Consider the following 19,985-nt stretch of genomic DNA (forward strand, 5'->3'; position numbering starts at 1 on the left):
ATCAAGCTCCCCACAGAATTTGAATGCCCCACACGAGGTACACGAAGATGGCCAGAATGATCAGCGTCTGGGCACCCACGCGCAGGCGAGTGGACTTGAGGTAATCGGTGGTGACGGTCCACAAACCGATCCAGGCGTGCGCAGCGATCGAGATAAACGCCAGCAGCGAGAAAATACGCATCCAGGTTTGCTCGAACAGGCCACTCCAGGTGTAGTAATCCAGGTTCGGATTCAACAGCAGGTAAGCAACGACGAAAACGGTATAGAGGGCCAGCACGACCGCAGAAACACGCTGCATCAGCCAGTCAGACAGACCGCTACGGCCAAAACTCGTAATGTTGGTTACCATACCCAAACTCCTGCCAGAATGATCAGAACCGCGCTTACCACGACGGTCGCCTGTGCTTTTTTCACGCCACCTTCTAAGGTCACCCCAATATTGGCGTCCATCAGCAGGTGCTTGATGCCTGCCACAAAGTGGAATGCCAAGGCAGACAGCAGCCCCCACGCAACGAGCTTGGCAAAGAAGTTGTTGGCTAAGGCACTGCTGACAGCATCGAAGCCAGCCGGAGATGATAGGGATTTACCCAACGCCCAAAAAGCGAAAATCAGGCCAACGAACAGGATCACACCCGTGATACGGTGTGTAATCGACGTTAGCGCCGGTAGTGGGAAATGTATCGTCGTTAGATCTAGGTTTACGGGTCGTTTGCTATTCACGGCGTTATACACACTCTCTTGGCCCGCTCTGCGACAGGTCGGGCATAGCCCGAGCGGGCAGTGGTTGCTGGAAGGGGCTCGGCCGTTGCCAAGTCGGGCACGACCACCTACCTGCCGGTCGCGCGCCGTGGATTATAAGAACCTTAGCCCCTGCTGACAAACCGATCTCAGGCTTAACTCGACCATGGTGCAAGAAAAATGCCGCTTACCCGAGTCGATTTTGCGATGCAGCATGGTTATAGTGACAGGAGATTGATGGTTTGATAAGCCTGTTAACGTATCGTCAATCCTCTGGCACTTCGCTACTATGAACACCTCATTCATCATATACAAAAATTGTTCATAACAACAATCTCTGTACAAGCATAGCTAGCGCTTAGGCTAATTGACAAAATGTCGCACACTTCTATAGTGGGCAAGCCTTTTCGCCGGCGCGGTATGCGAAACAACGACTTTACGTCCCAAACCGAATTCGAAAGGAGGCCAGCATGGCTGACAGGAAAGCGACATTGACGGTAGACGGTCTCGACAAAACGATCGAGCTACCCATGTATTCCGGCACACTTGGCCCCGACGTCATCGACGTGCGCGGCTTAGGCGCCGAAGGCCTGTTTACCTACGACCCCGGCTTTATGGCCACCTCTTCCTGCCAATCTGCCATCACCTATATCGATGGCGGCAAGGGCGTACTGCTGCACCGCGGTTACCCCATTGATCAACTGGCGAAAGAGTCGAACTTTGTAGAAGTTTGCTACACCCTGCTGTTTGGTGAGCTGCCCAACGACGAGCAGTACGCTGATTTCGAATCACGTATTCGCAATCACACCATGGTGCACGACCAGATCAACAACTTCTTCAAAGGGTTCCGCCGTGACGCGCACCCAATGTCGATTCTGTGCGGTGTCGTGGGCGGCCTAGCAGCCTTCTACCACGATCACATGGACATCACTCAGGAAGAAGACCGCGTCATCAGCGCGATCCGTTTGATCGCCAAGATGCCGACCCTGGCCGCCATGTCGCACAAGTACAATGTGGGCCAACCGTTCAATTATCCGCGCAACGATCTGAGCTATGCAGAGAACTTCCTCTACATGATGTTCAGCAACCCGTGCGAAGAGTACAAAATCAACCCGGTATACGCGAAAGCCATGGACCGCATCTTCATGCTGCATGCGGACCACGAGCAAAACGCCTCTACCTCTACCGTTCGTCTGGCAGGCTCAACTGGCGCCAACCCGTTTGCCTGTATCAGCGCGGGCATTGCGGCCTTGTGGGGTCCAGCACATGGCGGTGCCAACGAGGCCGTGCTCAACATGCTCGACGAAATCGGCGACGATTCCGAAGAGAACATTCAGCGCTTCGTGGATAAAGCGAAAGACAAGAACGATCCCTTCAAACTGATGGGCTTCGGTCATCGCGTCTACCGCAACTTCGACCCACGCGCCAAAGTGATGAAAGAGACCTGCGACGAAGTACTGGCCGAGCTCGGCATGGCCGACGACCCGCAGCTCAAAATCGCCAAGCGCTTGGAGCAAATCGCACTCGAAGATGAATATTTCATCGAGCGCAAACTGTATCCGAACGTCGATTTCTACTCAGGCATCATTCTGAAAGCCATGGGCATTCCGACCAACATGTTCACCGTGATCTTTGCGGTGTCGCGTACCATTGGTTGGATCTCCCACTGGCATGAAATGCTCAGCGAAAGCTACAAAATCGGCCGCCCGCGCCAGCTGTATGTCGGTCACGAAAAACGTGACTATCCCAGCAAGTGATTTGGCAGCTAACGCGCTAATGCATGCATAGGATGACGAAGGCCACCCACGGGTGGCCTTTTGTTTGCTCGTACTTCCTACCAACAACAAAGGTGCTTTATGCAATCTATCAAAACCGTTGCGTTTATTGGCCTTGGCGTCATGGGCTACCCGATGGCCGGCCACCTCGCCAAGCAGGGCCTCACCACGCGGGTTTACAACCGCACCGCAAGCAAGTCAGAAGCATGGGCTAACGCCTTTGGCGGCACGGCTCACGCGACACCCGCCGAGGCAGCCCAGGGGGCCGATTTGGTATTGGTGTGTGTCGGCAACGATGACGATGTGCGCCAAGTGACCATGGACAGCGATGGTGTACTGAGAACCATGACCAGCGGGAGCTACCTCGTCGATCACACCACCGCGTCAGCGGATTTAGCGCTGGAGCTGGATGCTGCCTGTCGAGAAAATGGCGTGGCGTTTATTGACGCCCCCGTGTCAGGCGGCCAGCAAGGTGCCGAGAACGGCGCACTGACCATCATGTGTGGCGGCGAGCAGGCGCATTTTGATGCCGTCGCCCCCTTCCTGAATCATTACGCGCGTGCCGTCACGCTCATGGGCGCTGCCAGCAGTGGTCAGCTCACCAAAATGGTGAATCAGATCTGCATTGCAGGGTTGGTACAAGGCTTGGCGGAAGGCCTGCACTTTGCTGAGCAAGCCGGACTCGATCAGCACCAAGTCATCGACGTCATTTCCAAAGGCGCTGCGGGGTCTTGGCAGATGGAGAACCGTCATAAAACCATGATTGCTGATGAGTATAACCATGGTTTCGCGGTGGACTGGATGCGCAAGGATCTGGGGATATGCCTCGAGCAAGCGCGACGGTTAGACGCCACCCTTCCTGTCACGGCGTTGGTCGACCAATTCTATGCGGACGTACAGCGTATGGAAGGCGGCCGCTGGGACACGTCATCGCTATTAAAACGGCTGCGCAAACCTGAATAACGCTTGACTTTTTGGCACTCGCTGCCTGGCCAGGGTTTTCCACACTATCTGTGGATAACCCTGTTCACAACCACTAGAAAACGCCCCACAATCGCCATGAACAGTGACTCAGCCTTAAATTGGTTATTTTTTAACCTAATATAACTATTTGATTTTAAAGAATTTACGCTAAATTGCTGATTTTTTGCTTCATCTTTATGTGGTTGTGCACAACCCACTCCTCCAAGTTACAAAAGTGGACAAGTCAAGCACAATATGGACAAATAACGCGTGAAATAGACGCAAGTTCTAGACGGCAGGAATGCAAAAAAGGCAAGTGAGAAGACTCATTGCTATTCGCGAATCGAAATGATTTGAGGAGACGAACAAAGAGAGTGGCGTCCCATAGGGGGTTCGAACCCCTGTTCCCGCCGTGAAAGGGCGGTGTCCTAGACCACTAGACGAATGGGACGTTGTCAGACCTTAGATATCTTGGACAATCAACATCAGGGATGGCTGATATTGGTGGAGCCTAGCGGGATCGAACCGCTGACCTCAACACTGCCAGTGTTGCGCTCTCCCAGCTGAGCTAAGGCCCCACATGTCGCGAAGACGGAGCGTATATTACTGATTCGCCTGATCTTCGTCAAGCCTATTTCCCGAAGAAAACGCCACGCGTTCATAACTAGACCGCGTGACGCTCTCTCCATTTTCATACCAGGGGTCAATTACAGATCGCGGTACTCTTTTTCAAACCGCTTCGCTTGCTTTTTGGAAACACCCCCTAACACGTCAATAGCGTTACGCAACCGCGCACGTGTCACATCGGAGCCCAAGATAGCCATCGCATCCATCACCGAGGTACTGGACGCACTTCCGGTGATGGCAATGAACACCGGTGCCAAGAACACTTTCATTTTGAGCTCGAAGTGCTCTGACAATGTTTTCACCTCGGCCAGAAGTGCGTCTTTATGCCAAGCAGAAACGGCCTCGAAACGCCAAACCAGGAATTGCAGCAGCTTGACGAGTTCTTCGTCGTCCAGCTTTACGCTATCAAAGTCATCTTTACTGATCGCTGGCAAACCTGAGAAGAAATGGCCAGCGAGCGGTACGACCTGAGAAAGCGTCTCTATCCGTGGACGCACTTGCGGCAAAATCTGTTTAACGTACGCATCGTTGAACGCCCATTCGCGCAGCGCCTGAAGCAGGGCGTCGTCATCCAAATCTTCTCGAATGTAAACGCCGTTTAGCCACGTTAACTTCTCCAGATCGAACACGGGACCACCGAGGGAGACGCGCTGAATATCGAATTCCGCCATCATTTCTGACAGGCTGAATTTTTCACGCTCGTCGGGCATCGACCAGCCCATGCGCCCTAGGTAGTTGGTAACGGCCTGGGGTAAAAACCCCATGCGACGATAGTAGTTGATCGATGTGGGATTCTTACGCTTGGAGAGCTTGGACTTATCCGGATTACGCAGCAACGGCATATGGCAGAGCTGCGGCATTTCCCAGCCAAAGTACTCATATAGCAGTTGGTGCTTCGGCGCGGAGTTGATCCACTCTTCACCACGCAGTACGTGAGTAATGCCCATCAGTTGGTCATCCACCACGTTCGCCAGATGATAGGTGGGCATACCGTCTGACTTCATCAGAATCTGCGCATCGACCTGCGCCCAATCGACCTCGATCGTGCCGCGCAACATGTCGCTCACCACACACACACCCTCGCTGGGTACGTGCATACGAATGACGTACGGCCAGCCTTCTTGCTCACGGCGTGCCTGCTCGTCGACGTCCAAGGCTAGATCGGCTGGCTTCAGCGCTAAGTGTAGGCCCGCCTCTTTGCGAGACTCACGCAGTTCGTCCAACTCTTCGCTGGTGCGGTAACATTTGAAAGCATGACCAGCATCCAGCAGCCGCTGGGCGTGCATCGCATAGATATCGCCACGTTCGCTTTGGCGATAAGGGCCATGTGGGCCACCAACGTCAGGACCTTCATCCCACTCCAACCCCAGCCAGCGCAAGGAATCCAAAATCATCTGTTCGGACTCGGGAGTCGAACGCACCCGATCGGTATCTTCGATACGCAGAATGAACTGCCCGCCGTGCTGACGAGCAAAGCAGAGATTGAACAACGCAATATAAGCAGTACCTACGTGCGGATCGCCTGTAGGAGAAGGCGCGATACGAGTGCGAACGGTCATCAACGGATCCTTTTGGCAATTAAGCGTGGCGCCATTATACGCACCCTTAGATCAACCAACAGCCTCCATAAGGGAACGAGTTTGGCTTAAAAGCGTCTGAACGAGTGCTCAAGGATCGTCGATAGGAAGATGCGCGCTAATGCACAATCGCTTAGTATGACGCAGTACCTATGATTCGTGTTCGTACATGAGAAAACATTGCGTCTTTCTCAGTATGATCAGAGCGCCACCTTGCGGGTGGAAGTACATTCAACGAGCTGATTCAGCTCATCGACAGGAAAATGAAATGGAATCGCTAGGCTCACGTATCAAGCAACTGCGGCTTAGGGCCAAGCTCAACAAGGCTGCCCTTGCACGTAAAGTTGGCGTGTCAGATGTCACCATTTCTTACTGGGAGTCCGGGGCGATTAAACAGATCGGCCACGAGCGTCTAGTGGCGCTCGCCGATGCCCTCGATTGTTCGCTGGCTACCCTGCTAGAAGGTGATAGTGCACCTCAACTGTTAACCCTGAGCCATACGGGTCCCCTCCCCTGGGAACAGGTTCAGGCCACGACCATTACCGTACCGCATCATCTGCCGTTGAAGATCGACTGGAAGGCGCCCTGCGTGATGGCGACCCCGGGCAAAGACACGGATTTTTCACCCATTGCATCCGGGGATTTACTCCTGCTCGGCCCAACACATGTGTTCCATAAGGCGGGCCATTACTTGGTCCAGCGGGATAACCGCTTCGTGATCGAACACTTTGCGAAAGCGCCAAGTGACATCTCTATCCATGCCGTATTACTGGCACACTGGTGTCCTGCCTAAAGCAACTACCTCCCCATCCCTTTAGTTGTCCTCAATCACCTCCACCTGGTCGCGCGTCCGTCTTGGTTCATTGCCAATCAAGAAACGGCGCGAGTAGGTGGCTATCTGCCCTAGACCGTGGCGGGATTGGCTGACCAGCTCTCCCGCCAAGTATTCGCCTTCTCCACCAATGCGTTCCTGCACGCTTTCTGGCTGAACGGCAGCCTCACCTAACTGTACCGTAACCCAATAGCCCCCATCCGGTAGGCCGCTGCCAGAACCAAAGGGCCCCGCTTCGAATTTACCGTCCATCACTCGCGTACGCGCTTGCCAACGGACGCGGCTTAGCTCCCGCTCGATAATCACCTGCACTTGGGCGTTATCCGGCAAATTGGTGTCGCCTTCTACCATTAGGCGGCGATCGGGACGCAGTGACGCTGACGTCGAAATAACGACTTCCAGGGGCTCCACCTGCTGCGTTGGCGGTTCCGGCTCAGAGGCGCGCTCTACGGCCACGGAGTTAGGCTGGGTTTGTGGGACATCTTCCTCTGGCCCGCTGCACCCGCTCAATAGCAGGGCCCCAACTAACGCCACGCCAACATAACCGAGCGTCTTCCCCATAACGACTCCTCATCTTAATGTGTCACGCCTGCCTACCCAGCGTTGACTCTCACCATACCTTTTTTTGACCACAAAATACGCAAAGTGATGCAGGGGTTTATAAGAACTTATGAGGGCTGCGCGATGATTGATACAGACCTCTCACCCCTCCTTAGAGAAGCCATGCCTCTCCAGTGGGGTCCACAGTGTTAGGACCTCAACAGTCGTGCAGAGATAGCTTAGCTTTGTACTGTTCATAGCTTCTTGCGTACAATCGCACGCCAACGATGCCCCTTCGAATACATAGCCATGGTGCACCACCGCTTTTCGTTACACGGCAAGAAACTTGCTATTGGTACATTAGTGGTACATAAAGCATGACTTATAGATAGCATCTTATGATGCAAGTGATTGATATGAAGAAACAAAGCCCAGCAGACATGGCACGCCGATTCTCCGTCGCCCCCATGATGGATTGGACGACCCGAGATTACCGCGCCTTCGCGCGCACGTTAACCAAGCGGGCGCTGCTATATACCGAGATGGTGACGACTGGGGCGGTGTTGCATGGTTCTCCCCGGGAGCGCTTTCTGGGTTATAGCGAGGTGGAGCATCCGATTGCGCTGCAGTTGGGGGGCAGCGATGCGGGGGAACTGGCGGAGTGCGCGGCGATTGCGCAGGCGTGGGGTTATGATGAGGTCAATCTGAACGTTGGCTGCCCCAGCGACCGGGTGCAGAACAACATGATTGGCGCGTGTCTGATGGGCCACCCTGAGAAAGTAGCGGCGGCGGTGAAAGCCATGCAGGCGGCGGTGTCGATTCCGGTCACGGTGAAGTGCCGCATCGGCATCGATGATCAGGATGAAGATGCAGATTTAGCCCGATTTATCGATATCGTGGCCTCGGCGGGCTGTGAGGTGTTTACCGTACACGCCCGCAAGGCGTGGCTGCAGGGGCTGTCGCCGAAAGAGAATCGCGATATTCCGCCGCTGAATTATCCCCGCGTGCACCGGCTGAAGCAGAGCTATCCTGAGCTACATATCGGCATCAACGGCGGCATTAAAACGCTTGAAGAGTGCCAAGCGCAGCTTGAGCACGTAGATAGCGTGATGGTAGGTCGTGAGGCGTACCAAAACCCGTGGTTACTAGCGAGTGTGGATAAGCAGATTTTTGGGGAGTCGGGCCCTGCGCGTACGCGATTGGAAGCAGCCACGGCGTTTCGCCCGTACATTCAGCAGCGGCTGGGTGAAGGGGCCAAGCTGAATCATATCACTCGGCATCTGCTTGGGCTGTTTCAGGGCTGTCCTGGCGGGCGTCGGTTCCGTCGACACCTGTCGGAGCATGCGCACAAAGAGGGTGCAGGCTTACGTTTGTTTGATGATGCGCTCGGCTTGGTTCGCGAGCCTAATTTTGAAGCGGAGTCTATCGAAGAGTATAAGACCAGCCAGCCCGTGACCTAACGGCCAATGGGCTGACAGTTTAGCTAACGCCCAACGATGTTATCGTTGGGCGTTGTCGTTTACGGGGCTACTGCGCGCGAACGCCTTGCTCGATACGCTCGCCCACCTCTTGATCGATGTTGCGCCAATACTCAAACGCACGCTCCAACACCGGCTCGGTGACGCCACCGGAAAGGTGCCCCACCACGTTGGAAACCAACCGGTCACGCTGGGCATCGTCCATCACCTCACGCACCAGGGTGTGCGCTTGGCTCCAGTCGTCGTCATCTTTGCGCAGCGTGTACGCGGCGCGTACGAATTGCCCATCCGTCGACCACACCGCATCTTCCGGGTAGCGCTGCCCATCTGCCTTGGGTCCGCCTTTGCTATTGGGGGTGTAGACAGGATCAGTGGCGTGGCGAATGCGCATGGCGCCACCCTGACCATAGCTATGCACAGGGCATTTGGGGGTATTTACGGGGATATGCTTGTAATTTACCCCTAACCTTGCGCGGTGGGCATCCGCATAGGAAATGGAGCGAGCCAGCAGCATTTTATCCGGCGACAGCCCGGTGCCGGGCACCATGTTGTTGGGTTCGAACGCAGCCTGCTCGATTTCGCTATGGAAATCGGTAGGGTTACGGTCGAGCGTCAGTTTACCCACTTCGATCAAGGGGTAATCTTTGTGTGACCACACTTTGGTAAGATCGAAGGGATTAACGCGGTAGGTCTTGGCATCCTCGAACGGCATGATCTGCATGTGCAACGTCCAGGTGGGGTAATCGCCGCGCTTGATGGCCTCGAACAGGTCGCGGCGGTGGTAGTCCGCATCGCTACCGGCCATCTGGTCGGCCTGCTCTTGAGTCATGCATTTGATGCCTTGATCGGTTTTGAAGTGGTACTTCACCCAGAATCGTTCGCCCTCATCGTTTACCCACATATAGGTGTGGCTGGAGTAGCCGTTCATGTGCCGCCAGGTGGCGGGAACGCCGCGGTCGCCCATGAGCCAAGCCACTTGGTGAGCAGATTCAGGCACCAGCGTCCAAAAATCCCACTGCATGTCGTGGTCGCGCAGGCCATTATCGGCGCGGCGCTTTTGAGAATGGATGAAGTGCTGGAACTTCATTGGGTCGCGTACAAAGAACACGGGGGTGTTGTTACCCACCATGTCGAAGTTACCTTCTTCGGTGTAGAACTTGATCGAGAAGCCGCGCGGATCGCGCCATGTATCCGGGCTACCGCTCTCCCCTGCTACGGTGGAAAAGCGAATGAGGACATCGGTCTTCGTGCCTGGCTGCAGAAATTTTGCTTTGGTGTATTGGCTAACGTCTTGAGTGACTTCGAAGTGACCAAAAGCGCCACTGCCTTTCGCATGGGGCTGCCGGTCGGGAATCATTTCCCGGTTAAACGCCGCCATTTGCTCCATCAGGTAGTGATCGTGCATCACGATCGGACCATCCGCGCCTACCGACAGCGAATGCTCATCGCTCGCTACCGGAATACCTGCTTCATTGGTGGTGGGATGCTGGCTACCACTGCTCATTGCTCTTCCTCCTTGTCACACTCGACATGGCACGGTCTGTACCACTGGAAATCACCGCTACTGCTTTTTAACGTAAGCTAAGGCGGCACCCACACAGGTATAGCCAACAAGCCAGCATCGCGCCATCCATGGCGCTGGTTATAGGGCTATTGCTTTAATAGCTGATAACTATCGAGATAACGTCAATACAGCGCGTCTGGTGGAGGCGTCAGGCTGGACTGGAAGCTTTCGATGGCCGTCTCGGCTTCTTCGATCTCGTCGAAACGGGCAATGTGGTAAAGCGCCTCTCCTTCGTTGGCAAGCGGTAAGCGGCTCATGCCGATGACGATGCCGTCCGCCATGGCGCGCACTTCGTCTTCATCGTTGCCGAATGGATCTGCCACTTTGCCAAGCACCTCGCCTTTGGCCACTCGCGCCCCCAAGCGCACCTTGGGGCGCAAGATGCCGTCGATGGGTGCGCGCGCCCAGCTTGAGCCATTGGCCAGTTCGGCCGGAGCCGGGGCACGGCGACGCTGCTCGCCTGTGAGCATGCCCAAGCGGCGCATGACGCGCAGCACGCCTTGCACCCCTGGGACAATGGCCCATTCATCGAAGCGCAGCGCTTCACCCGCCTCATAGGTGAGCACCGGAATACCGCGGCTTTGGGCGTAATGACGCAGGCTGCCTTCGCGTAGTTCCGCATTCAAAATAACCGGCGCACCAAAGGCGTCTGCCATGCGCTCGGTTTCGCTGCCCGTACTTAGCTGTGCACGGATTTGCGGCAAGTTCGTGCGGTGAATGGCGCCGGTATGCAGGTCAATGATATGGGTGGCGTGATCGACGATCTCATCGCGAAACAGCGCCGCGATTCGGCCGCCCAGCGAACCTTTTTCGCTACCAGGGAAACAGCGGTTCAAGTCGCGACGGTCAGGCAGGTAACGCGTCTGTTGGAGAAAGCCGAAAACATTGACCACCGGCACCGCAATCAGCGTACCACGCAGGCTATTGATCGTCTTCGAGCGCAGCAAACGGCGGACGATCTCCACACCATTGATCTCATCGCCATGAATCCCTCCACACACTAACATTACCGGCCCCTCTTTGCGGCCATGAACCACTTCGACCGGAATATGCAGCGGCGTATGGGTATACAGGCGCGCTACCGGCACGTCGATCTGTAAACGTTGCCCAGGCATCACGGTATGCCCAGCTAGGGAGAAAGGAGCTCGCGCCATGGCCATTCCTTATACATGCAGGGAGACATAGCCTGATACGCCATTTCTAAGTGGCACCAGGGCTTTGAAAGGTTTTAAAACAGTGTTTCAAAATGAAATCATATCCGTTTTCAACCATTAAGTAACGTGCTTGATAACCTAGATTATCAACTTATACCCATTATCCATACAGTTTTGAATGTAAAAAGGCACCACATCAGATAAAATAACGCCATTGTGTATCGAGAGTGAGGTAATGGTTTCATGGCAAGAAAAACCAAAGCGGAGGCTGCTGCAACTCGCGAAGCGCTGTTGGATGCTGCTGAAGAGGTGTTTTTCGCAAAAGGCGTTGCGCGCACGTCATTGGAGCAAATTGCTCGCCATGCTGGCCTTACCCGAGGTGCCGTTTATTGGCACTTCAAAAACAAGGGTGACCTCTTCATGGCGCTGGTACAGCGGGTGCGCATGCCATTTCAGTCGTTGATGGAAGAGGTCAATAACGCCGACCCCACGGTGTCACCACTCGATGCCATCCGTCTTGCCTGCCATGCGGGCCTGAACCGTTTGGAGCAGCCCTCTCACCAGCGCATCCTATCGATTCTGCTGCATCGCTGTGAGTTCTTTAGCGACATCAATCCCATCGAAATGCAGGATGAAATTGCCGAAGAATGCTTCGACGAGATGCTTCTGGTGTTTCAGCTCGCCCAACAGCAGCAGCTATTACGCGATGATATAACACCGGAGATTGCCACGAGGCTCATGCAGGCTACTCTTGGCGGCCTGTTTCACGACTGGCTACGTAATCCCGATGCGTTTTCCCTACGCGAGCGCGGCGGAGAGTTGATTGACGCTTTAATGGCCATGCTCCACCGCTGAGGTGACTTCCCTCTCTGTTGCACTGCAGCAAATCGCCTATACTGGAGCTATCTCATGAAAGGAGCCCAGTATGGATGCTTTGGAATTTATCCGCGTGCGCGAGTTGGACGTGGCCGTACGCATTTGGAACCCAAAAGCAACGCGCACTCTGATCGCTTGGCACGGGCTTGCCCGCCACGGCGGTGACTTCGCCGCCCTGGCGAGAGAGCTGGGCAGCGAGTGGCGCATCATCGCCCCAGACACTCCGGGTCGCGGACTCTCCAGCTGGTCGCTGTTTCCCGCCCATGACTATCTCTACAGTCACTACATCACCATTGCCGTTGCGTTGCTGGATCATTACGAGCTCGATCAGGTGGACTGGCTAGGGACGTCCATGGGCGGCCTGCTGGGCATGTTGATCGCAGCAGACGCACAGCACCGCTCGCGCATTTCACGGCTGATCCTCAACGACGTGGGGCCCGAGCTGAATAAAGAGGGTCTCATCGCCCTGTCGAGCTACTTTGGCGTGACGCATCGGTTCAACAACTTTGCCGACTTAAAAGCAGAACTTACCCAGCATTACGCCAGTTTTGGTATCACCCGCGAGGAGGAGTGGCGAGAGCTGGCCTTGAACAGCGCTCGCCGCCTACCCGACGGCAGTTGGACCTACCACTTCGACCCGCGTATCGGCGAGCAGTTTATCCACGACACGCCCAGAGACACCTGGGCCGACTGGGCCAACATTCGCTGCCCGCTGATGGTGATTCGCGGAGAGACATCGACCCTATTGGATGCCGAGACGCTACCCAAGATGGCCGAGGTCCAGCCTACATTGACGACCTTGACCGTCACAGGATGCGGCCACGCTCCGATGCTCAACACGCCCGAACAGGTCACGCCCATACGCCACTTCCTCGACGCGCCTGCACGCACACATCGCGAACGTGCCGCCACCGCTGCGCCCACCCTATTGAGCTGGCTGACGAGACAGTGGCAGCGCTGGTTTCATCGCTGAAGGCAGCCGTTAGGTGGAGTATCCGTTAGGATGCTGCTTGTGCTGCAAACGAAGCTTATTGATACGCACCCGTGTATCCAGATAGTACTGCTCTAGCACGCTGCGGTATGCCCCTTCCTTGGCTAGATACTTCACCAACACACGGCGCTCACCCGGCTGCGGGCAGTCCCCGGCTTTACAGTGCAATATGACCGTACTGTTGGGCTCATTGAGCAGCGTAGCGCTGGCAGATTCGTCGTTTTGGCGCTCTGCCACCACGACGGTAGCGCCCAGCAGACAGCGACGTTTGAAGGGTTGATAACGGTGCAGCGCACGCTGCAGCGCATGGCATAAAGCGGCAGCGATGGGGGAAGCTACCGCGAGCGCAGCCCACACGACCAACACCCCGACCGGCACCCTGAGCAATCCAAGCGGCATCCATCGCAGAGCGAGCAGCTCGACGGCTAGTGATAACGCACCGGCAATGAGCATCAAGAAGCTGAGCGCCAGCGTCGCGGGTACCCCGGCAAACCCAAGCGAGACCAAGGTGCTGGCCATATGATCATCGCGTAAGCTGTCGCGCTCGAAAAGCTCTAGAGGGGCTAGTCGAATGAGTACCAGCAGCCAGTAGAGCGCCATTAGCGCCAGCAAAAAACTAAACACGACGGTAGGAAACTGCAGCGCAGCAGAGATAAGCGTTTGCATGGCGTGTCCTCCTCTGGGCGTACCCAGTCTTGTTTGCGCCTGACCCAAGCTCTGATTATTGGCGTTTATTAGTACAAGCTAAAAACGGGGTCACTACTAGCGTAGCTCATCTCATTGGCTTATGAAGCGCCAGGGTCGAGGGGCAATCGGATCGGTGGCAAAAAAACGGGCGCCCTGAAAAGGGCGCCCGTCGTCAGTCAAGCCAGATACATTAACCGTTATCGTGGCCAAGTTCCGCCTGCGATTGGCGGTTGCCGTTCGGATGGCGCTTACGATAGAGCCAATCCGAGACCGACGCGATCATGGCGTAGAAACTGGGAATGAAGAGACTTCCCAACACCGCCACGGAGGCCATACCCACCGCTACCGTAGTACCAATGTGGTGACTGCTCACGTCACTGGCACCGGTGGCCAGCGCCAACGGTAACGTGCCGAAAATGAACGCCAATGAGGTCATGACGATCGGACGGAAGCGCAGCTCTGCTGCGGTCACCGCAGCTTCACGAATCGACTTACCCTGCTCTTTACGCTGCAGCTCGGCAAACTCGACGATCAAGATGGCGTTCTTCGCCGCCAGGCCGACCACCACCAGCATGCCGATTTGCACGTAGACACTGGTATCCAATCCGCGTAGCACGATACCCGCGATGCCGCCAAGGAAAGCGAAAGGTGTAGCGGTGAGAACCGCCAACGGCAACGACCAGCTTTCGTACTGTGCCGCCAGAATCAAGAACACCATCAAGATACCGAACACGATGGCCAGCGTGGCGGTATTACCCAGGTTGGACTCCTGATACGCCGTTCCGGTCCAGCCCATGCCCCAGTTATCGCCCAGCGTCTCTTGCACCACTTCTTCCATGGCCTCGATGGCTTGGGCCGAGCTGTAGCCGGGTGCCGGGTTACCCTGGAATTGCGCCCCCGCGTAGACCCCAAAACGCGACACCACCGCAGGTCCCGTTTGACGCTCTAGCGTGACGAACTCAGAGAGTGGAATACGCTCGCCATTACCGCCGCGCACGTAGACGTTGTTGACGTCTTCCGGTGTTTTACGGAACTCGTCCTCGTTCTGTAAGTACACCTGGAAGTTGCGGTTTTGGTAGCTAAAGTAGTTCACGAACCCATTACCAAAGGTGTTCGCCAGCGCCGAATTGATGTTCTCCAGCGCAACGCCGTAGCTGAGCGCTTTTTGCTGGTCGATCTCCGCCCGGTACGAAGGCACGTTCACGTTGAACGTGGTGAACACACGGTTCAACACCGGGTGCTGGTTCGCCGCCTGCATGATTTGCAACGAAGCTTCATACAGCTCCCGCGTGGACGCTCCGTCGAACGACTGCAAATAGCCGGTGAAGCCACCGGTCGTGGAAAGCCCCATGATCGGCGGCACGTTGAAGGCCATCGCCGAACCGCCATCGATACTGGCCCCCAGTTGCATGATGCGGCCGACCAGTTCGTTAGCGGTGAGTTCACGCTCTGCCCATGGCTTCATGTTGATGAACATGATGCCGCGTGCGGTATTCACCGCACTGGAGAGAATGTCGTAACCCGCCACAGCCGAGGAGTACTCGACACCAGGGATGGCTTCGATCTGCTCGCTCAACTCGGCCATGTACGCTTGAGTACGACTCAGCGAGGCCGCATCCGGCAAAGAGATACTTGCCAAGACGATCCCCTGGTCGGTTTCTGGCACCAGCGTCGAGGGCGTATTGGCGTAGAGCCAATAAGAGCCTGCGCCCACCGCCACGGTCAACGCCAGCGCCAGCACCCAGAAACGCACCAGCTTCTTCACCACCCACATGTACACCGCGGTGAAGCCCGCAAAGAAGCGGTCGAACAGCCGCAGCGGCGTGGTAATGGCACGCTTGAACGCCGATTGCTTGGTTTTGTGCAGGTTGTGCTTGATGAAGATCGCCGACAGGGCTGGAGTAAAGGTCAACGCCATCAGCGCCGACAGCGCCACCGAGATGGCTACGGTAATCGCGAACTGCTGATAGATCTGCCCGGTGAAGCCTCCCAAGAAAGCGACCGGTACGAAGACCGCCGCCATGATCAGCGAGGTCGCAATGACCGGCCCACCGACTTCCTTCATGGCTCGGATCGTCGCCTCACGAACGCTGATGTCGTCCTCTTCGCTAAGAACCCTCTCGACGTTCTCGACCACCAGTATGGCGTCATCCACCACGATGCCTATCGACAGCACCAGGGCAAATAGCGTCAGCAGGTTGATCGAGAAATCGAATAGATAAAAGCCTGCGAAGGTACCGATCACCGACACCGGCACCACCGACATGGCGATCACGGTAAAGCGCCAGTTCTGCAGGAAGATGAACAGGATCACGATGACGATCAGAAACGCTTCGATGAACGTCTTGATCACCGTTTCTACCGAGGCATCGATGAACAGCGTCGTATCGTAGGGAGTGACGTACTCGAGCCCTGGCGGGAACCGCCCGGCCAGCTCTTCCATGGTGGCACGCACCGCCTCGGCGGTTTCCAGCGCGTTGGCCCCCGGCTGCTGATTGATGATGATCGGCGTCATGGCGTCGCCGTTCAATCGTGCGTCGACGCCATAGAACGAGGCGCCCAGTTCGATACGTGCTACGTCTTGTAGGCGCAGCGACGAGCCGTCGGGGTTGGTGCGAAGGAAAATCTCACGGAAATCATCGGTGCTAGTAAGTCGTCCACCGGCAGTGATCGTATAGGTATAGGCGCGCGGGTCGCTTTGTGGCGTTGCGGCCAGGTTACCAGCGGGAATTTCGGTGTTCTGAGCACGAATGGCGCTAGCCACTTCGCTGGGCGTGAGGTCGTATTGCGCCAGCTTGTCGGGGTCCATCCATATCCGCATGGCGAACTCACCGCCGCCGAGCACCTCGGCGTTACCCACCCCTGGCACTTGGCGAAGCTCATCCAGAATGTTGAGCGTGGCGTAGTTCTGCATGTAGATCTTGTCGTAATCCCCGCTTTGCGAGGTCAGCGCCACCAGCATCAAAATGGAGTCTGAGCGCAGTTCGACGGTGACGCCCTGGGACTGCACGGCCTCCGGTAGCTGCGATAGCGCCCCCTGCACACGATTGTTGACGTTGATCGTGTTGATATCGCCATCCGTGCCGATATTGAACGCCACACTCAGACTCATGGTGCCGTTATCGGCACTATTGGAGGTCATGTAGAGCATGTCCTCGACGCCGTTGATCGCCTCGGCGAGCGGGGCCGCCACCGTTTGCGCCACGGTTTCGGCATCCGCCCCTGGGAACTGGGCCTGCACCGATACCGTAGGCGGCACCACGCTGGGGTACTGCTCGATCGGCAGCACCCGCATGGCCATCACACCTACCAGCGTGACGATGATTGCCAGTACCGTGGCAAAGATCGGGCGGCTGATAAAAAAGTTAGAGAAATTCATTATTGCGCGCCCTCTTCCCCTTCAGCAGCGGGTTGCGCGCCGTCGGCTTGCTGCATTGCCTCAGCGGCTTGCGCTTCTTCCTGGGCATCTTCCTGCATCGCTTCTTCCACTACCTCAGTCGCGCTGCCGCTAAACGGCTGAGGATCGATCAAGACCCCCGCTTCCAGACCGGCAGGATCACCGACGACCACGCGATCACCAGGCTCCAGACCATCGCGGATGATTTGCCATGGGCCTGCGACTTCACCCAACTGAACGGTGCGCTCCCGGGCTTTGTTCTCGTCATCCAGCACGTATACCAAAGGCCCCATCAAGCCTTGCGTGACGGCAATTTCTGGCACGGCCAGCACGTCGAAGCGCTTCAAGCCCTCGATACGCACGCGCACGAACTGGCCGGGCAGCACCTCGCCATCAGGATTGGCGAAGGTCGCCGACGCTTGCACGGTGCTGGTGCCGGTATCCACGCGGGAACCCAGAAAATCCAGGCGACCTTCCAACTCGCTGCCTTCGCTACCGTCTAGCCCCGGCACCCGCAAATGGGCGGTAATTTGGGAGGTATCGCCGTCGCTGCCGAGCTGGCGACGCAGCTCGAAGGCATCACGCTGGGGCAACTGGAAGCGCACTTCCAGCGGATCCAACGGCGTGATCGTGGCAAGCTCGGTGCCCGACGTCACCAAGTTGCCGACGTTGATCTGGCTCAAGCTGATCATGCCGGATACCGGTGCCGTCACGTTGGAGTAGCCTAAGTCCAGGTTGGCGCTGGTCAGTGCCGCCTCCGCCTGGGCAACGTTGGCCTGCGCCACGCGCTGCTCGGCAAGCGCTTGATCGTACTGCTGGCGGCTAACGGAGTTTTGGCTCAGCAGCTGCTCGAAACGCTGGGCATCGCGCTGGGCACGGGCCAGCTCGGCGCGGGCGCTTTGCAGGTCAGCTTCCCGCTGGTTGACGGTCGCCTGATACAGATCGGGCTCGATGGTATACAGACGATCGCCCTGCTCGACCATTTGACCAGGTTCGAAGTGGCGCTCTTCCAAAAAGCCGCTGACGCGTGCCACGAGCGTCACTTCACTATCGCTGCGCAACAGCGAGGGGTAGGATTTATCCAGCGGTATGTCCCGACGCGCTATCTCAGTGACCTCCACCGGGTGGGGCGGCGCTTCCTGCTGCTGGCTTTGCTGCTCTTGTGGCTGCTCCTGGCCACACGCCGTGAGCGCTAACGCGGCGATCAGCGTCACTAGACTCGCTCTACCTGAGTGAATCACTCTTTTCATGCGTCGAATTCCCATTCATTTTTCTAAACATTGACCGACCGCCAAGAAGGCATGCGCAGCGTACGTCAAGCACCTGGAGTGGGCGGTGCACCAATATCCATTGCACGCTGATACGCGTCGGGCTCATTGCTTTCCGGTAGAATAAAGTGGATGTCCTCGCCGGTGAGCCACGCGTTCACTTCTTCGATGGCCTCGACATCGAGCAGCCCTGCCTGCTGACGCAGCGACAGCAGATTCACGACATAGTCGTAACGCGCCTCGGCATAATTGGCGATGGCGTTATAGAGGTTTTGCTCGGCATTGAGCACGTCGACGATATTGCGCGTACCCACTTCGTAACCCGCGCGGGTCGCTTCCAGCGCGCTGCGGTTGGACACGATGGCCTGCTGGCGCGCTTCGACCGTTTCGACGTTGTTGCTGACCTGGGTATAGAGCGAGCGAACCTGTTGAATCGTAGTGCGGCGCTGAGACTCGAAGTCGTACTGGCTGCTCTCCAATTGGAAAGTGCCTTGTCGAATGCTGGCGCTGGTGCTGCCACCGGTATAGATCGGCACGTTCGCCGAAACACCGACCTGAGCGGAAGTGTCGTAACCGCTCACTAATTCGCTGTCGCTGTCGGCGTACTGATAGTTGGCGAACGCTTGCACGGTGGGCAAACGACCAGCACGGGCCAGCTCTACTCCCACACGAGAAACTTCGATACCCGCCTGCTGGGCAAGTACCTGGGGGTTGCGCTCCAGTGACTGTTCGACCCAGTAATCACGGTCGGTGGGCGTCGGCAGCGCGATGGGCATACTATCGCCCAGGGCTTCGATGCTGGCATAACGCTGGCCGGTAAGCTGCTCCAGCACTTCAAACGCTACTTGCAGGTTGCTCTCGGCAGCAATGCGATCGGCGCGAGATTGATCGAAGCTCGCCCGCGCCTCCTCGACTTCGGTAATCGCAATCAAACCGACCTCGAACTGCTCACGGGCCTGCTCTAGCTGACGGCCGATAGCACGCTCCTGCGCTAACCGTGCTTCCAACACTTCATGAGCGCGTAGAATATCGAAGTAGGCACTGGCCACATCGATCAACAGCTGCTGCTCGGTGGCGGCCAGCAGATAGACCTGCTGATCGATCTGACGCTCTGCCTGAGTGACTTCCTGCCGTGTCACCGCATTGAATAGAGCCTGGGTGGCTTCTAACGTCAAAGAGACCGTGTTGTAGCTATCGTCACTGACGCCGACACCCGCATTAGCCCCTGCTCCGGTACCGGCACCACGGGCCGAGCCTTGACTCTCGAACTGCTCGTTATGCACAGCGCTGCCAGAGGCGTTCACTTGAGGCAGCAGTCCACCGCGGGCGACGTCACGCGCCGCTTCGACGCTTGAAAACTCAGACCGCGCAGAGGCCAGAGCCGCATTGTTATTCAGCGCGTCACGGGTAATGGTCACCAAATCGGCCGCTTGGGCGGGCGCGATAAAGGACGCCGTGAGTACTGCCAACAATAGGGGGCGGAAGGGGGCATTGACTGCCCAGTGTGCTAGTCGCATG

General features: G+C 56.7%; 16 protein-coding genes and 2 tRNA genes. 6 read left to right on the forward strand and 12 right to left on the reverse strand.

All coding sequences use genetic code 11. The features are described 5' to 3' along the window. Position 1: 1 nt before the first annotated feature. Positions 2–349: a succinate dehydrogenase, hydrophobic membrane anchor protein gene (sdhD, locus tag MHM37_RS06940; RefSeq protein ID WP_139525437.1), complete on the reverse strand. Its 348-nt coding sequence runs from the start codon at positions 347–349 to the stop codon at positions 2–4. Then, positions 343–720 carry a succinate dehydrogenase, cytochrome b556 subunit gene (gene sdhC / locus MHM37_RS06945; protein WP_196781579.1) on the reverse strand — a complete coding sequence of 126 codons (378 nt, stop codon included), beginning with the start codon at positions 718–720 and terminating at the stop codon, positions 343–345. Before sdhC ends, sdhD begins: the two co-directional genes overlap by 7 nt. A 488-nt stretch (positions 721–1,208) precedes the next feature. On the opposite strand from sdhC, the gene gltA reads away from it, so the two are divergent. Next, positions 1,209–2,495 carry a citrate synthase gene (gene gltA, locus MHM37_RS06950; RefSeq protein WP_139525436.1) on the forward strand — a complete coding sequence of 429 codons (1,287 nt, stop codon included), beginning with the start codon at positions 1,209–1,211 and terminating at the stop codon, positions 2,493–2,495. Between the two features lie 99 nt (positions 2,496–2,594). Continuing rightward, a complete protein-coding gene (locus MHM37_RS06955; RefSeq protein WP_239296110.1) occupies positions 2,595–3,476 on the forward strand; it encodes an NAD(P)-dependent oxidoreductase in 882 nt (293 codons plus the stop codon). A 375-nt stretch (positions 3,477–3,851) separates the two neighbouring features. Here MHM37_RS06955 and MHM37_RS06960 read toward each other — a convergent pair. The 3 genes from MHM37_RS06960 to gltX all read right to left on the reverse strand — a co-directional run bounded on the left by MHM37_RS06960 (position 3,852) and on the right by gltX (position 5,662). Continuing rightward, positions 3,852–3,927, reverse strand: a tRNA-Glu gene (locus MHM37_RS06960). 51 nt (positions 3,928–3,978) lie between these two features. Continuing rightward, positions 3,979–4,054 (reverse strand) — tRNA-Ala (locus MHM37_RS06965). Positions 4,055–4,183: 129 nt separating this feature from the next. After that, entirely contained in the window at positions 4,184–5,662 is a 1,479-nt protein-coding gene (gene gltX, locus MHM37_RS06970; protein WP_239296111.1) for a glutamate--tRNA ligase, read from the reverse strand. A 286-nt stretch (positions 5,663–5,948) separates the two neighbouring features. On the opposite strand from gltX, the gene MHM37_RS06975 reads away from it, so the two are divergent. Next, a complete protein-coding gene (locus tag MHM37_RS06975) occupies positions 5,949–6,473 on the forward strand; it encodes a helix-turn-helix domain-containing protein (protein ID WP_139525433.1) in 525 nt (174 codons plus the stop codon). Between the two features lie 21 nt (positions 6,474–6,494). Here the strand turns inward: MHM37_RS06975 and MHM37_RS06980 are convergent, their stop codons facing one another. After that, positions 6,495–7,073, reverse strand: coding sequence for a hypothetical protein (locus MHM37_RS06980; RefSeq protein WP_239296112.1), 579 nt, complete (start codon positions 7,071–7,073; stop codon positions 6,495–6,497). A gap of 395 nt (positions 7,074–7,468) precedes the next feature. On the opposite strand from MHM37_RS06980, the gene dusA reads away from it, so the two are divergent. Then, positions 7,469–8,512 carry a tRNA dihydrouridine(20/20a) synthase DusA gene (dusA, locus tag MHM37_RS06985; RefSeq protein WP_239296113.1) on the forward strand — a complete coding sequence of 348 codons (1,044 nt, stop codon included), beginning with the start codon at positions 7,469–7,471 and terminating at the stop codon, positions 8,510–8,512. Between the two features lie 67 nt (positions 8,513–8,579). Here dusA and MHM37_RS06990 read toward each other — a convergent pair whose 3' ends face one another. Together MHM37_RS06990 and MHM37_RS06995 are read right to left on the reverse strand one after the other, a co-directional pair. Continuing rightward, positions 8,580–10,034: a catalase gene (locus MHM37_RS06990; RefSeq protein WP_239296114.1), complete on the reverse strand. Its 1,455-nt coding sequence runs from the start codon at positions 10,032–10,034 to the stop codon at positions 8,580–8,582. A gap of 182 nt (positions 10,035–10,216) precedes the next feature. Further along, entirely contained in the window at positions 10,217–11,248 is a 1,032-nt protein-coding gene (locus MHM37_RS06995) for a succinylglutamate desuccinylase/aspartoacylase family protein (RefSeq protein ID WP_139525376.1), read from the reverse strand. Between the two features lie 243 nt (positions 11,249–11,491). Here MHM37_RS06995 and MHM37_RS07000 point away from each other — a divergent pair, with 243 nt between their 5' ends. Then, positions 11,492–12,103: a TetR family transcriptional regulator gene (locus MHM37_RS07000; RefSeq protein WP_139525375.1), complete on the forward strand. Its 612-nt coding sequence runs from the start codon at positions 11,492–11,494 to the stop codon at positions 12,101–12,103. A 70-nt stretch (positions 12,104–12,173) separates the two neighbouring features. Continuing rightward, positions 12,174–13,097, forward strand: a complete 924-nt coding sequence (locus MHM37_RS07005) for an alpha/beta hydrolase (RefSeq protein WP_239296115.1) — start codon at positions 12,174–12,176, stop codon at positions 13,095–13,097. Between the two features lie 9 nt (positions 13,098–13,106). On the opposite strand, the gene MHM37_RS07010 is transcribed toward MHM37_RS07005, so the two are convergent. From MHM37_RS07010 to MHM37_RS07025, 4 genes are all read right to left on the reverse strand, one after another. Beyond that, a complete protein-coding gene (locus MHM37_RS07010) occupies positions 13,107–13,781 on the reverse strand; it encodes a hypothetical protein (RefSeq protein ID WP_239296116.1) in 675 nt (224 codons plus the stop codon). A 211-nt stretch (positions 13,782–13,992) separates the two neighbouring features. Then, complete coding sequence (locus tag MHM37_RS07015) at positions 13,993–17,181, reverse strand: efflux RND transporter permease subunit (RefSeq protein ID WP_139525372.1); 3,189 nt, start codon at positions 17,179–17,181, stop codon at positions 13,993–13,995. Further along, entirely contained in the window at positions 17,181–18,449 is a 1,269-nt protein-coding gene (locus MHM37_RS07020) for an efflux RND transporter periplasmic adaptor subunit (RefSeq protein ID WP_239296118.1), read from the reverse strand. The genes MHM37_RS07015 and MHM37_RS07020 overlap by 1 nt, the downstream gene beginning before the upstream one ends. Before the next feature lie 65 nt (positions 18,450–18,514). Continuing rightward, positions 18,515–19,984 (reverse strand): TolC family outer membrane protein, encoded by a 1,470-nt coding sequence (locus MHM37_RS07025; protein ID WP_139525370.1) that lies wholly within the window; start codon positions 19,982–19,984, stop codon positions 18,515–18,517. Between the last annotated feature and the right edge of the window lies 1 nt (position 19,985).

Origin of the sequence: Halomonas sp. MMH1-48 (assembly GCF_022348105.1) — a bacterium.
Lineage (GTDB): Bacteria > Pseudomonadota > Gammaproteobacteria > Pseudomonadales > Halomonadaceae > Vreelandella > Vreelandella piezotolerans.